The organism is Megasphaera stantonii (assembly GCF_003367905.1).
In the GTDB taxonomy this organism is placed as follows: Bacteria; Bacillota; Negativicutes; order Veillonellales; family Megasphaeraceae; genus Megasphaera; species Megasphaera stantonii.
Window position 1 is genome coordinate 1,148,896 of sequence record NZ_CP029462.1, and the last position, 12,274, is coordinate 1,161,169.

The 12,274-nt window shown below is 57.0% G+C and carries 13 protein-coding genes; 3 read left to right on the forward strand and 10 right to left on the reverse strand.

What is annotated here, in order from left to right:
• Nucleotides 1-269 precede the first annotated feature (269 nt).
• Both DKB62_RS05395 and DKB62_RS05400 read left to right on the forward strand, forming a co-directional pair.
• Entirely contained in the window at nucleotides 270-1,157 is an 888-nt protein-coding gene (locus tag DKB62_RS05395) for a radical SAM protein (RefSeq protein ID WP_087477606.1), read from the forward strand.
• Nucleotides 1,158-1,172: 15 nt separating this feature from the next.
• Nucleotides 1,173-1,805: a hypothetical protein gene (locus DKB62_RS05400; protein ID WP_107196220.1), complete on the forward strand. Its 633-nt coding sequence runs from the start codon at nucleotides 1,173-1,175 to the stop codon at nucleotides 1,803-1,805.
• A 51-nt stretch (nucleotides 1,806-1,856) separates the two neighbouring features.
• Here DKB62_RS05400 and DKB62_RS05405 read toward each other — a convergent pair whose 3' ends face one another.
• The 6 genes from DKB62_RS05405 to DKB62_RS05425 all read right to left on the reverse strand — a co-directional run bounded on the left by DKB62_RS05405 (nucleotide 1,857) and on the right by DKB62_RS05425 (nucleotide 6,075).
• A complete protein-coding gene (locus DKB62_RS05405) occupies nucleotides 1,857-3,143 on the reverse strand; it encodes an aldo/keto reductase (RefSeq protein ID WP_107196252.1) in 1,287 nt (428 codons plus the stop codon).
• A gap of 10 nt (nucleotides 3,144-3,153) precedes the next feature.
• On the reverse strand, nucleotides 3,154-4,149 hold the full coding sequence (locus tag DKB62_RS05410; protein ID WP_107196219.1) for a DUF6282 family protein: 996 nt from the start codon (nucleotides 4,147-4,149) through the stop codon (nucleotides 3,154-3,156).
• 194 nt (nucleotides 4,150-4,343) lie between these two features.
• The gene (locus DKB62_RS05415; RefSeq protein ID WP_107196218.1) at nucleotides 4,344-4,748 is read right to left on the reverse strand and encodes a hypothetical protein; all 405 of its coding nucleotides are present in this window, start codon (nucleotides 4,746-4,748) and stop codon (nucleotides 4,344-4,346) included.
• A gap of 163 nt (nucleotides 4,749-4,911) precedes the next feature.
• On the reverse strand, nucleotides 4,912-5,052 hold the full coding sequence (locus DKB62_RS12545; RefSeq protein ID WP_162860292.1) for a hypothetical protein: 141 nt from the start codon (nucleotides 5,050-5,052) through the stop codon (nucleotides 4,912-4,914).
• Complete coding sequence (locus DKB62_RS05420; RefSeq protein ID WP_107196217.1) at nucleotides 5,043-5,627, reverse strand: LysE family transporter; 585 nt, start codon at nucleotides 5,625-5,627, stop codon at nucleotides 5,043-5,045. The genes DKB62_RS12545 and DKB62_RS05420 overlap by 10 nt, the downstream gene beginning before the upstream one ends.
• Before the next feature lie 25 nt (nucleotides 5,628-5,652).
• Nucleotides 5,653-6,075 carry a GNAT family N-acetyltransferase gene (locus DKB62_RS05425; protein WP_107196216.1) on the reverse strand — a complete coding sequence of 141 codons (423 nt, stop codon included), beginning with the start codon at nucleotides 6,073-6,075 and terminating at the stop codon, nucleotides 5,653-5,655.
• 186 nt (nucleotides 6,076-6,261) lie between these two features.
• On the opposite strand from DKB62_RS05425, the gene DKB62_RS05430 reads away from it, so the two are divergent.
• On the forward strand, nucleotides 6,262-7,182 hold the full coding sequence (locus DKB62_RS05430) for a LysR family transcriptional regulator (RefSeq protein WP_198643510.1): 921 nt from the start codon (nucleotides 6,262-6,264) through the stop codon (nucleotides 7,180-7,182).
• Between the two features lie 86 nt (nucleotides 7,183-7,268).
• On the opposite strand, the gene ilvD is transcribed toward DKB62_RS05430, so the two are convergent.
• Genes ilvD through ilvC form a run of 4 tightly spaced genes read right to left on the reverse strand, consistent with a single transcriptional unit; the run spans nucleotide 7,269 to nucleotide 12,202 of the window.
• On the reverse strand, nucleotides 7,269-8,921 hold the full coding sequence (ilvD, locus tag DKB62_RS05435; RefSeq protein WP_107196214.1) for a dihydroxy-acid dehydratase: 1,653 nt from the start codon (nucleotides 8,919-8,921) through the stop codon (nucleotides 7,269-7,271).
• A 29-nt stretch (nucleotides 8,922-8,950) separates the two neighbouring features.
• Nucleotides 8,951-9,463 carry an acetolactate synthase small subunit gene (gene ilvN / locus DKB62_RS05440; RefSeq protein ID WP_198643509.1) on the reverse strand — a complete coding sequence of 171 codons (513 nt, stop codon included), beginning with the start codon at nucleotides 9,461-9,463 and terminating at the stop codon, nucleotides 8,951-8,953.
• On the reverse strand, nucleotides 9,460-11,157 hold the full coding sequence (gene ilvB / locus DKB62_RS05445) for a biosynthetic-type acetolactate synthase large subunit (RefSeq protein WP_107196213.1): 1,698 nt from the start codon (nucleotides 11,155-11,157) through the stop codon (nucleotides 9,460-9,462). Before ilvB ends, ilvN begins: the two co-directional genes overlap by 4 nt.
• A 34-nt stretch (nucleotides 11,158-11,191) precedes the next feature.
• The gene (gene ilvC, locus DKB62_RS05450) at nucleotides 11,192-12,202 is read right to left on the reverse strand and encodes a ketol-acid reductoisomerase (RefSeq protein ID WP_087477615.1); all 1,011 of its coding nucleotides are present in this window, start codon (nucleotides 12,200-12,202) and stop codon (nucleotides 11,192-11,194) included.
• Nucleotides 12,203-12,274: the final 72 nt, after the last annotated feature.

The following is a 12,274-nucleotide window of genomic DNA, read 5'->3' on the forward strand; positions in this document are numbered from 1 at the left end:
TAATCCAAGTACAGCGTTTCCCGAAGGAAACAGTCACCTCCGCTCAAAAAGCAAATAGTATTAAAAAGAAATATCATTTTTATTGTATCATATAACGCAAAGGCTTCAAAGGGGCGGTACGATTATAAATTTGCATAGCTGTCCTCAGGCGGCGTGATTCTTTGTCCCTGCCATTTCCTGCCATGGCCAGACCGAAAAAACTATTTGAAAATTTTACTTATATGCGTATAATTGTGTATAATATACATGAGAAAGGATGGTTTGCTTATATGATGATTGATAACGCAGAAGGCCTCGTATTCCGGCCGCCCAGCGAAGCGCGCAGCTTTATCCTGCGGGTGACTATCGGCTGTTCCCATAATATGTGCACGTTCTGTGCAATGTACAAAGATTCCAAATACCGCGTCCGTTCCCTAGAGGAAATCGACGGCATTATCGAGCGGGCCGCCCAGGCCTACCCCTTCGTGCGCCGCGTCTTCCTCGCCGACGGCGACGCCCTCGTCCTGCCGACGGACGATTTGATCCATATTCTGAAAAAATGCTATGCTACGTTCCCCAATATTAACCGCATCGGGGCCTACGCCACGCCGGCCGACCTGAACCGCAAATCGCCGGAAGACCTGAAGCGCCTGCGCGAAGCCGGCCTGGGCATCGTGTACATGGGCATCGAAAGCGGCGACGATGAAGTCCTGCGCCACGTCAAGAAAGGCACGACAGGCGCGCTGACTGTCAAAGCCGGCAAAAAGGCCCTCGACGCCGGCATGAAGCTGTCGGCCATGATCCTCATCGGCCTGGGCGGCAAGGAGCGGACAAAGGAGCACGCCCTCCATACGGCAGAAGTCGTATCGGCCATCAACCCGACCATGCTCAGCGCCCTGACCCTCATCATCCCCGGCAACGTGCCGCTGTACGAAGAAGTCGTCACAGGCAAGTTTACGCCTCTCACGGCCCGGGGCTTCCTCGAAGAGCTCCATATGATTCTGAGCCATACGGACATGAAAAATCCCTGCATTTTCCGCAGCAATCACGTGTCCAACCTTGTCCCCGTCGGCGGCACCCTGCCGATGGATAAGGACGCCATGCTGGCTACGCTGGAACGGTATATTCCCCGGGCCGACAACGTGCGTCCCCTCTTAAACGACACCGGTAATTTCTGATAGGAGGTCTTTCCTATGAAAAAGTTCCTGCTTCTCATCCTGGCATTGTTCACTATGACGGCGTCGGCCTTCGCCGCTGACAGCGAGCCGCGCTTTGACAACATGCGCACGGCCCTCATCGTATCTACGACGCAGCGGGGAGCCGAAGCGCAGTACATGCTGAAACGGCTGAGAGAACCGTTCCGCATCCCCTACTGGGACCGCGTAGAGGCGCAGGAACAGCTCGCTCCCGACGGCATTACCATCGACGCCATGCGGGCTTTATCGGAAAAATACAACGCCGACATCGTCGTCGTTCCCGTCGTCCAGACCTGGTATTGGCGGCAGTATCAATTCTTCTTCCGCTTCGACGGCGAAATCGTGACGGACTGCGCCTATTACCTCTCGGTCTACGCCTACGACCGCCAGCAGGACACGCTGAAGAGCTACAGCTCCCGCGGCCGTGAACGGGAATCGGCGTCTATCCTCAACAATCCCTATGAAATCCTAGGGAAGGCTATGGACGAAGTCCTGGCCAAGCTGCCGTACAAGCGGATTCCTACGGACATCGAAGCCGTCCGCGGCAGCATTTCCAAGCTGGACGTCAAGACGACCGAAGGCGGGGCGAAGATCATTACGAATGAACTTCCTATCCCCGTAACGCAATAACAAAAAATCGGAGCAGACACTCTCGTCTGACTCCGATTTTTTATTGCCATCTTATTTCCCGAAAGCCCTTTCCACCCGTTTCAGCAATTCGGGAATATTCAGCCCCTGCGGGCACTTGGCCAGGCATTGGCCGCAGTTCGTACACGACGAAGCCGGGTCGCCGCGCTGGATCGGCGACATGGACGTCGTGTAGTCGAACATGGCCCGCTTTAAATCCTTGTGGAGCAAATAGTTGTTGTACACGTAGGCAAAGATATAGCCGATGGCTACGTTTTCCGGACAGGGAATGCATTGATAACAGCCCGTGCAGTCGATATGACCCGGCGTTTCGCGGTAGGCCCGGATCGCCCGCCCCAGGGCTTCCCGTTCGTCCGGCGTCAGCATGTTGGGCTTGGCCTTCGCGGCATACTGCAGGTTCGCTTCTACGTCCTTCATAGAGCCCATTCCGCTGACGGCGACGCTGACTTCGGGAATATCCCACAGATAGTCCAAGGCCCACTCGTTGCCAGGCTTATGGATACCCGTCGAAGCCAGGGCCATTCGCATGGACTCGGGAAGATTCGCCAAAAAGCCCGTCCGCGCCGGCTTCATGACGGCCAGTCCCATGCCGTTTGCCGCCGCGTATTTCGGCCCCAATACGCCGGCCTCGTATTCATAGTCCAGATAATTGTGCTGAATAAGGCAGAAATCCCAGTCCGCCGCCTCGACGACTTCCTTAAACAGCTCCAGCCGGTCGTGGAAGGAAAATCCCATGAAGCGGATTTTTCCCTGAGCTTTCAGCTTTTCTATCTTTTCAATAAGGCCGAAGGGAATGACCTTTTCCTTCCAGCCGCGGTGCATGATCATGTGGATATGGTAAAAGTCGATGACGTCCGTGCCGATAGCCCGCCGCGATTCGTCAAACATCCTTTCGAAATCGTCAGGCGTCTCCATGATCCACCACGGCGACTTCGACGTGACGTATACCCGGTCGCGCCAGCCGTTGGACAGGGCCTTGCCTACGGCCAGCTCGCTCTGTCCGCCCAGATACACCCGTCCCGTGTCGATGTAGTTGACGCCGCCGTCGATGGCCCGATGGACCATATCGACGGTCTGGTTCATGTCGATGGTCTTGCCGTCGGCCAGCATGGGCAGGCGCAGCATGCCGAAGCCCAGGGCTGATACCTTGACGCCGGTCTGACCCATAGGCCGGTACTTCATCTTAGGATTGTAATTTAATATGTCTTTGCCGTCTTCTGCAACGCTTTCCGTCTTTTCTTTTGCCAGGGCCGTCGGCCCCATGACCATGCCGGCGGCGACGGTCAGGGCCGCGCTTTTGAGAAAATCTCGTCGGTTCATCGCCATTTCCTTATCCCTCCAGTCCGAGTAAGTAGGCCGGATTCCGCCGCACCAGCGTATCGACGACACGCTGGGACACGCCGCCGTCCAGCAGCTCGCCGATGCAGGCCCGCATCCCTTCCGACGGGTCGGGCATGTTCGCCTGGCCCATATCGGTAGAAATAAAGCTCCGTTCCGGCGCGACGGAAACGTAATTCATAAAATCCCGGGCTGATTCCCGTTCATATTGGCTCATCGCCGTGCCGGCTCCCCACACGCGGGGCAGGTAGCACAGCTCGATATATGCGCCCAGATCGACGCAGCGCTTGATGTCATCGGCCGTCATGCGCCAAATCAGGGAATTGACATGGGTGACGACGAATTTATGTACGCCCACTTCCTTGGCCTTGGCCGCCATGAGCAGGCTCTCCTGAGGCGACGAATGGCCCGTCGCAAAGATGATGTCGTGGTCGGCGCAGATTTCCATGACCTGCACGACCTCCGGCAGGACCTTGCCGTCCTGGACGACGGGAATCCCCTGTCCCGCGCGGCCTTCGACGGCGTTAGGATATACGGCGGCCATCGTCGGCATCCAGATGCATTTGCAGCAGTGCCCTGTCGTTTCCACGGCCATCTTCGCCGCGTGGACGTTGATTTTGTCGCCGATGGCGTAATTCATGCAGAAGCTGCCGAACACTTCAAAATCCGGCAGGGACTGGCGGATGAGATAGGCCCGGTCGTGGCAGCTCCATTCGTTCGACTTGTACATGACGGCCCGATAGCCCAGCTTCTTGGCCTTGCAGGCGAAATCAAACTCATTGATGCACCGCTCCCGCACGTCCGGCGCGGCATGGATGTGGATGTCGCAGACTCCCTTCAATAATTCGTCCGCAGCGCCCTTCTCTTCTTCCATCGCCGCCGCAGCCGACGGGATGCCGCCGGCTACATTGGCCATGACCATGGCGCCGCCGGCTAATCCGGCTTTTTTCAAAAACTCCCGCCGCGTATATGTGAATCCCTCACGCATAGCAAGCTCCTCCTCATTTTATTACATGTTAATACAAAACGTTATGTATATGGCAAGCAGTCGCCGTCCGGCGCCTTGCCTCTACCGATATTGTATCCCTTTCATGACAACGGGGCTAATGCTTGTTTCAAATAAAAAGAAATACGGCGCAAGCATTTTTACAGATCGGCAAGGTTCCATCTGTCTGGCGCCAATTAATTGTAGCTGGGCTGATGAAACAACGCTTCAAAGGCTTCCCGTTCGGCAACCCGGTCATAATAGGCCGCTTCCTGCTCCGGCGAATCGAAGGCCCGTACGGCATGATACGACGCGTTTTCCGAAGCAGTCTGGTTGGTATATCGTTCTTCAAAGGCCTGTCTTGCCTGTTCCTGCTGGTAATGGGCAGCTTCCTGCTCCGGCGAGTCAAAAGCCGGTACGGCGTAATACGACGCGCATTCCGAAGCGGTCTGGTTAGTATATCGTTCTTCAAAGGCCTGTCTTGCCCGTTCCTGTTGGTAATGGGCAGCTTCCTGTTCAGGTGAATCAAAGGCCGGCGCGGCGGCAAAGGCAGACGCGCTCATCAGGCATAATACGATAGCAGCCGTTACTTTTTTCATCATCGAATCTCTCTCCTTTAAATAAATAGTTAAGAAACTACACTAGCAATCCTAAAAATAAGTCTTTTAATTTTTTATTTCCTTTAGGATGACTTTAGTTTACACCCTGTTTCTTATTATGTCTAATGCCTATGTTTTATCGCTTAAAATACGATACGAGCATTTTTTATTGTCCCAAATTCACTCCGCTCCCACTGAGGTCATCGCCATGACCAAACAGCCAAAGGGCATAGAAATACCCCGACAGCTTGTCTTCACGCAATCTGTCGGGGTATTCCTCTGCTGCAGCATCCATGTCTACAGCCATATTTCTATGACGGAAAAGACGAGGAGAGCCGCCAATATCCAGTTTAAAAGGCGTTCATAGTTTTTAAAGAAACGGTCCAGCGCCGCGCCGGCTAAAGCCCAGACGACATTGGACGCCGCGCAGGCCAGGCACATGACGATTCCCAGGCCGACGATGATGCCTTCGCTCGTATATACGGGCAGGAGAAACGACGTGTAGCCGATGAGCAGGAAGATCATGACCTTGACATTCGTAAAGTTCAGCAGCATGCCGGCCAGAAACCGTTTCCCCTTGTCGACGGCCTTGCCGCTGCCGCCGCCTGCCGACGGCGCGAACATCTTATAGGTCAAAAATAAGATATACGCCGAGCCAACGGCCTTTAAGGGAATTTCTATCCACGGCAGGGCCGCCTGCAGCGAATGGATGAAGCCGTAAATGAGGCCATTCAAAATAAAAAAGCTGACGAACAACCCCCACAGCAGGGGCGCCGCGCCGCGAAAGCCGAGACGCCGGCTTTCGGACATGGCCATGAGGTTATTTGGCCCCGGCGTAAAGGCCATGACGAAGGTATACGATAAAAATGCTAGCAGTTCCATAGGGCACTCCCCTTCTCGCGGCGTCTTACAGGCACTCCTTGACCATTTTTATTTCGTATACAGGGTCACCGTCAGGACGCCATTCCGTATTTTTCACTCGTTCTGTAATATGAAATCCCAGGCATTCATACAAGCGTATCGCATCGGTCAGGGGCTCCGCCGACCAAAGCATGAGGCGGGTACAGCCCAGTTCCTTTGCCTTGTCTAACACTGTCTTCATCAAAGCCGATCCGACGCCGCAGCGCCGGTAGTCCGGCTCCACTAAAAACAGCCGAACCTGCCCTTCGCCGGCCTCGCCGCTCTGGCAAAGCATGACGCTGCCAATCAGCCTGCCGCCGCACTCGGCTACCCAAAGGGCTTCCCCCTCCTGCTGCGCGCCGGCAAACTCCACGGCGATCTTCGCGGCATACTCCGTAAAAGCCGGCCCCCAGCCGTATTCAGCCGGCAATGGGCGTCGGCGACGTACTGTTCTTCGCCGCGCCGATAGGGACGAACGATATACTTCATATTGCTATGGCCTCCTTTGCCTCTCTGTACTACAAGCATACCATACGATAGGTCAAAAAGAAATTTGACATTATTCATGCCCGGCCATAGAATGAAGTTATATCAGCAACCCGAAAGGATGAAATGTATGACCTTGCAGCAATGTCGTTATATCATGGAAATCGAGAGGTGCCGTTCCCTCACGGAAGCGGCGAAACGCCTCTTCGTCACCCAGCCGAGCATTACGAAGGCCGTGCGCGAGCTGGAAAAAGAGTTGGGCATCACGATTTTAAAGCGGACGAACCGCGGCGTCGACTTTACGCCGGAAGGCAAAGAGCTGGCATCGTACGCCCGGCTCCTCGTCGAGCAGGCCGACGCCGTGCGCAGTCGTTTTACCGGCAAACACGAGCCGACGCCGCTGAAATTGACCATCGCCTCGCAGCATTACCACTTCGTCACGCCGGCCCTGGCCGCTTTGATCGGCGAGATGGCCGATCGTTCCTATGAAATCGCCCTGCGCGAAGGAAAGGGAACGGACGTCGTCGAGCAAGTCGGCTCCGGTGCGGCATCCGTCGGCATCTTGTGCGCCTCATCCCTCAACCAGGCCGTACTGGAGCGCAAGCTGGCCGCCTATGGGCTGGTCTTCACGCAGCTGGCGACGCTGCCGGAGCACGTCATCCTCAGCAGACGCCATCCCCTGTCGGCCTTTTCCACACTGCGCCCGGAACAGCTCGCGCCCTACCCCTATATCACCTTCCGCAAGGACGATACGCTTCTCGATATTACGGAAAGCTATTTCACCCTCCGCCGTGCGTCCCGCCAAATCTTCGTCGAAGACCGGGCGACGATGAACTACCTCATCGTCCATACGGATAGCTACTGCCTCGGCACGGGCTGCCTGAGCGAGGGCTTTATTCCGCCGGATATCGTCCCTGTCCCCCTGGACGTGCCGTGGAATCTCTGCGTCGGCTATCTGCAGCGGAAAGACGCCCTGCTGTCGGAAGAATGCCTGCAGTTTATCGGGGACCTGCGCCAGGCCCTGCAGGACTCGCTCCCCCTTCGGTCCTAACGTACAGATCATCTGCGTATATTGCCTACAACAAAGCCCCGGCTTCCGAGCGCCGGGGCTTGTCGTATATTCTGCAAAGAAAGGAATTATTTCAATACGGCTCCCGTATTAGCCGACGTAACCAGTCGGGCGTAACGGGACAGGTAGCCCGTCTTGACCTTCGGTTCCGGCTGTTTCCAGGCCGCCTTGCGGGCCGCCAGCTCTTCGTCGCTGACCAGCAGCTCCAGCTTGCGGTTCGGGATGTCGATGGAAATCATATCGCCGTCTTCGATGAGCGCAATAGGTCCCCCTTCCATCGCTTCCGGAGAAATGTGCCCGATGCACGCGCCCCGGCTGGCTCCGCTGAACCGGCCGTCCGTAATCAAGGCCACTTTCAGACCCATGCCTGTAATGACTGCCGTCGGGTTAAGCATTTCCCGCATCCCCGGGCCGCCCTTCGGCCCTTCGTAGCGGATGACCACGACGTTCCCTTCTTTAATGTCGCCGCCGATAATCGCCTTGATGGCTTCTTCTTCCGAGTCGTAACACTTGGCCGTGCCTTGGTAAACCAGCAAGTCCGGTTCGACGGCGCTTTCCTTGATGACCGCTCCGTCAGGAGCCAGGTTGCCAGAGAGGATAGCGATGCCGCCGCGGTTCATGTAGGCGTTGTCTACGCTGTGGATGACGTCAGGCCGTTCGATATCCGCTTGGTCAATGCGCTCGCCTATGGTTCCCGTCACGGTCTTGGCCTCCGTATGGATGATGCCCAGCTTCGTCAATTCCTTCATGACGGCGCTGATGCCGCCGGCTTCGTTTAAATCCTGCATGTGGTACGTGCCTCCGGGGCTCATCTTGCAGATGTACGCCGCCTTGCGGCTGATTTCGTCGAACTTCTGCAGCGGCAGGTCAATGCCTGCTTCGTGAGCGATAGCCGGCAGGTGGAGCACCGTATTGGTCGAGCCGCCGATAGCCATGTCTACGGCGATGGCGTTTTCAAAGGATTCCATCGTCATGATATCCCGCGGGCAGATATTTTTCTTCACCAGCTCCATGACGACGGCGCCGGCCTTTTTCGCCAGCATGCGGCGGGCTCCGAAATAAGCCGCCGGAATGGTGCCGTTGCCGGGAAGGCCCATGCCCAGGACTTCGGTCATGCAGTTCATCGTGTTGGCCGTGAAGATGCCGGCGCAGGAGCCGCAGCCCGGGCAGGCTTCGTGTTCCATCTGGTGCATTTCTTCCGGCGTCATCTGGCCCGATTCGACCTTGCCGGCCGCTTCGAACATGGTGCTGACGCTGATATCCTTTCCCTTATGGCGTCCGGCCAGCATGGGGCCGCCGCTGACGACGACTGTCGGAATATTGATGCGTCCGGCAGCCATGAGCATGCCCGGCACGATTTTATCGCAGTTGGGGATCATGACCAGTCCGTCGAAGGCGTGGCCGTTGGCGACGGCTTCGATGGAGTCGCAGATGAGCTCGCGGCTGGCCAGCGGGTATTTCATGCCGTCGTGGCCCATGGCGATGCCGTCGCAGATGCCGATGGCCGGAAATTCGATAGGCGTACCGCCGGCGGCGGCGATGCCCAGCTTGACGGCTTCGGCGATGTCCCGCAGGTGCATGTGGCCGGGGATGATTTCGTTAAAGGCGTTGACCACGCCGATCAACGGCTTCTGCAAGTCTTCGTCGCTGTAGCCCATGGCGTGAAACAAGGTGCGGTGGGCCGTACGGGTGCTTCCTTTTTTTACTACGTCGCTTCTCATATCAACTATCCTTTCGTATATAGGGTATATTATCTCATGCGCATCTGCTTGACGGGGATGACGCCGCGGGACAAGGAAATCTGCCCCGTCCTGGCGATTTCAATGACCTCGTAGTCGTCGAGCATCCGCAGCAGCGCCTCGATATGGTCTTCCCGTCCTGTCAGGCGGAAAATCAGGGAGTCGCGCTGTACGTCGACGACCTTGGCGTGGAACAAGTTGGCAATATTGGTCAGCTCGTCCCGCACAGCCGGCGTATCGCATTTTACCTTGACCATAGCCAGCTCGTAGCTGACGAGAGGCGCGTCGTCCAGATTGACGACCTTGATGACGTCGATGAGCTTGGCCAGCTGGTTGACGGCCTGATCGAGCTCCCAGCGGTTTTCGACGGATACGACGATGTTGATGCGCGTCACGTCCGGCTCTTCCGTATAGCCGGCGTTGATGCATTCGATATTGATGGCCCGGCGGCTGATGAGGCCGGCCACGTGGGTGAGTACGCCCGGTTTATTGTCGGCTAAAATAGCCAAGTGCTGTCTCATCATTGTGCTTCTCCTCTTAAGACCATTTCGTCCAGGCGCTTGCCGCCTGGTACCATGGGATATACGTTTTCATCGGCCGGAATGTAGACGTCCAGCAGCGCCGCCCCTTCGGCGGCAAAGAGCCAGTCCAGGCCCTGGGCCAGTTCTTCAGGCTTGCGGACAGTCCGCCCCGGCACGCCCATGGCTCCCGATACGGCCGTAATATCCGGGTTGTCAGCGATGACCGACTGGGAATAATGCTGGCCATAAAACAGGCGCTGCCACTGGTTTACCATGCCGAGGACGCTGTTGTGCAGGACGATGACCTTGACGTCGACGCCGTACTTATGGAGCGTCGCAAATTCCTGGCAGTTCATCATGATGCTGCCGTCGCCGGTAAACAACAGAACCGTCGAGCCAGAGCATCCCAGCTTGGCCCCCATGGCCGCCGGCAAGCCGTAGCCCATAGTCCCCAAGCCGCCGGAGGTAATGAAGTGACGAGGCTTGGAAATGTCGCAGAACTGGGCGGCCCACATCTGATGCTGGCCTACGTCGGTGACGACGAAGTCGTCTGCGCCCAAACGGCTGTTGACGGCTTCGAACAGCTTCTGCGGCGATACGGCATCGGGAAGATCCCGCGTCGCAAAGGGATGGGCCTCGTTCATAGCCAGGACCTCTTTCCGCCAGTCGGCAAACTGGGCGGCGAAATCGACATCGCTTTGCCGTACCTTTTCGGCGAACAGCGGCAGGGACCAGCGAAGGTCGCCGTTGACGCTGATGTCGGCATGAACGATCTTGTTGATTTCTACCTTGTCGATGTCGAAATGGACGATCTGGGCGTTGGGCGCAAAGTTTTCCACGTCACCTGTAATGCGGTCGTCAAACCGCGTGCCTACGGCGATGAGCAGGTCGCATTTCGTCACAGCCATGTTGGCGGCATACGAGCCGTGCATGCCTACCATGCCCAGATGGGCGTCGTACGAATCGGGTACGGCCCCCTTGCCCATGAGGGACGTAATAACCGGCACCTGCGTCTTCTGGACGACGTCCCACAGGGGAGCGGCCATATCGGCGAGGATGATGCCGCCGCCCGTCAGAAGGACGGGACGTTTCGCCTGTTCCAGCGCCGCTACGGTACGGTCGATGTCGTAGGCCTGCCCCGTGTATACGCCGCTGTAGCCCCGCAGCTCTACCGTTTCGGGATATTCATAGTCGAACTCGGCGTCGAATACGTCCTTGGCTACGTCGACGAGGACCGGGCCGGGCCGGCCCGTCGTGGCGATGTAAAAGGCTTCCCGCAGCACCCGGGGCAGATCCTTGACGTTCTTTACCAGGTAGTTGTGCTTCGTAATCGGCGTCGTAATCCCCGAAATGTCGGCTTCCTGGAAGGAGTCGCGACCGATAAGAGTCGTCGCGACCTGTCCGCTGATGACGACGAGAGGGATAGAGTCCATGTTGGCCGTCGCAATACCCGTGACCATGTTGCACACGCCGGGGCCCGACGTGGCGAAGCATACGCCCGCCTTGCCCGTCGCCCTGGCGTAGCCGTCGGCGGCGTGGACGGCGCCCTGTTCGTGGCCTGTTAAAATATGGGGAAATTTGGCTTTGTATAATTCATCGTACAAGGTCAGAACAGATCCGCCGGGATAGCCGAAGACGACTTGTACTTGTTCACGTTTCAAGCTTTCGATGATCGCTTGTGCTCCGGTCATTTTCATAGGCACATACCCTCTTTTCTATGGATTGGAATGATTAGTCGTTGGTGTCGTTTTCATGAAGCCACGGCATCATGTCGCGCAGCTTCGCGCCGACCTGTTCGATCGGGTGTTCCGCGTGCTGGCGGCGCATCGCCATGAAGTGAGCCCGGCCGCCGGCCTTGTTTTCCAGGAGCCAGTCCTTGGCGAAGGTGCCGTCCTGGATGTCGCTCAGGATCTTCTGCATAGCCGCCTTTGATTCGGCCGGGATGACCTTCGGGCCGGCTGTGTAGTCGCCGTATTCTGCCGTGTCGCTGATGGACTTGCGCATCTTGGCCATGCCACCTTCGTACATGAGGTCGACGATGAGCTTCATTTCGTGGAACGTTTCAAAGTAGGCGATTTCCGGCTGATAGCCTGCGGCGACGAGCGTTTCGAAGCCGTTGGTGATGAGCTGGCAGATACCGCCGCAGAGGACGGCCTGTTCGCCGAACAAGTCCGTTTCCGTTTCTTCCTGGAAGGTCGTCTGGATGACGCCGGCCCGGGTGCCGCCGATGCCGCGGGCATAAGCGAGGGCGATGTCAAAGCACTGGCCCGTCGCGTCCTGTTCGACGGCGAATACGTCGGGAACGCCGCCGCCTTCTACGAAGGTACGGCGTACGAGATGGCCCGGCCCCTTCGGCGCTACCATGAATACGTCGACGTCGGCCGGCGGCACGATCTGCTTAAAGTGGATGTTGAAGCCGTGGGCAAAGGCCAGGGCGCTGCCGGATTTCAAGTTCGGCCCGATTTCGGCGTTGTATACGTCGGCCTGCTTTTCGTCGGGAATGAGGATCATCGTGATGTCCGCTTCCTTGACCGCTTCAGCTACTGTTTTGACTTCCAGGCCTGCGGCTTTTGCTTTTTCAGCAGATTTGCTGCCTGCGTACAAGCCGACGACGACGTCGACGCCGCTTTCCTTCAGGTTCAGCGCGTGCGCGTGGCCCTGGCTGCCGTAGCCGACGATGGCTACCTTTTTGCCGTGCATGACATCCCAATTTACGTCCTGATCATAAAATACCTTTGCCATTTGAACATCTCTCCTTTTGTATGTAACAAGTAATGATTTCGTTGGCCTTTAGAGAATACTGCAATAGGGAAA

Bases quoted from the DNA above. Each gene is read 5' to 3' on its own strand.
- DKB62_RS05395 (WP_087477606.1), top strand. From the start codon at position 270: ATGATGATTGATAACGCAGAAGGCCTCGTATTCCGGCCGCCCAGCGAA.
- DKB62_RS05400 (WP_107196220.1), top strand. From the start codon at position 1,173: ATGAAAAAGTTCCTGCTTCTCATCCTGGCATTGTTCACTATGACGGCG.
- DKB62_RS05405 (WP_107196252.1), bottom strand. From the start codon at position 3,143: ATGAACCGACGAGATTTTCTCAAAAGCGCGGCCCTGACCGTCGCCGCC.
- DKB62_RS05410 (WP_107196219.1), bottom strand. From the start codon at position 4,149: ATGCGTGAGGGATTCACATATACGCGGCGGGAGTTTTTGAAAAAAGCC.
- DKB62_RS05415 (WP_107196218.1), bottom strand. From the start codon at position 4,748: ATGATGAAAAAAGTAACGGCTGCTATCGTATTATGCCTGATGAGCGCG.
- DKB62_RS12545 (WP_162860292.1), bottom strand. From the start codon at position 5,052: ATGGCTGTAGACATGGATGCTGCAGCAGAGGAATACCCCGACAGATTG.
- DKB62_RS05420 (WP_107196217.1), bottom strand. From the start codon at position 5,627: ATGGAACTGCTAGCATTTTTATCGTATACCTTCGTCATGGCCTTTACG.
- DKB62_RS05430 (WP_198643510.1), top strand. From the start codon at position 6,262: ATGACCTTGCAGCAATGTCGTTATATCATGGAAATCGAGAGGTGCCGT.
- ilvD (WP_107196214.1), bottom strand. From the start codon at position 8,921: ATGAGAAGCGACGTAGTAAAAAAAGGAAGCACCCGTACGGCCCACCGC.
- ilvN (WP_198643509.1), bottom strand. From the start codon at position 9,463: ATGATGAGACAGCACTTGGCTATTTTAGCCGACAATAAACCGGGCGTA.
- ilvB (WP_107196213.1), bottom strand. From the start codon at position 11,157: ATGAAAATGACCGGAGCACAAGCGATCATCGAAAGCTTGAAACGTGAA.
- ilvC (WP_087477615.1), bottom strand. From the start codon at position 12,202: ATGGCAAAGGTATTTTATGATCAGGACGTAAATTGGGATGTCATGCAC.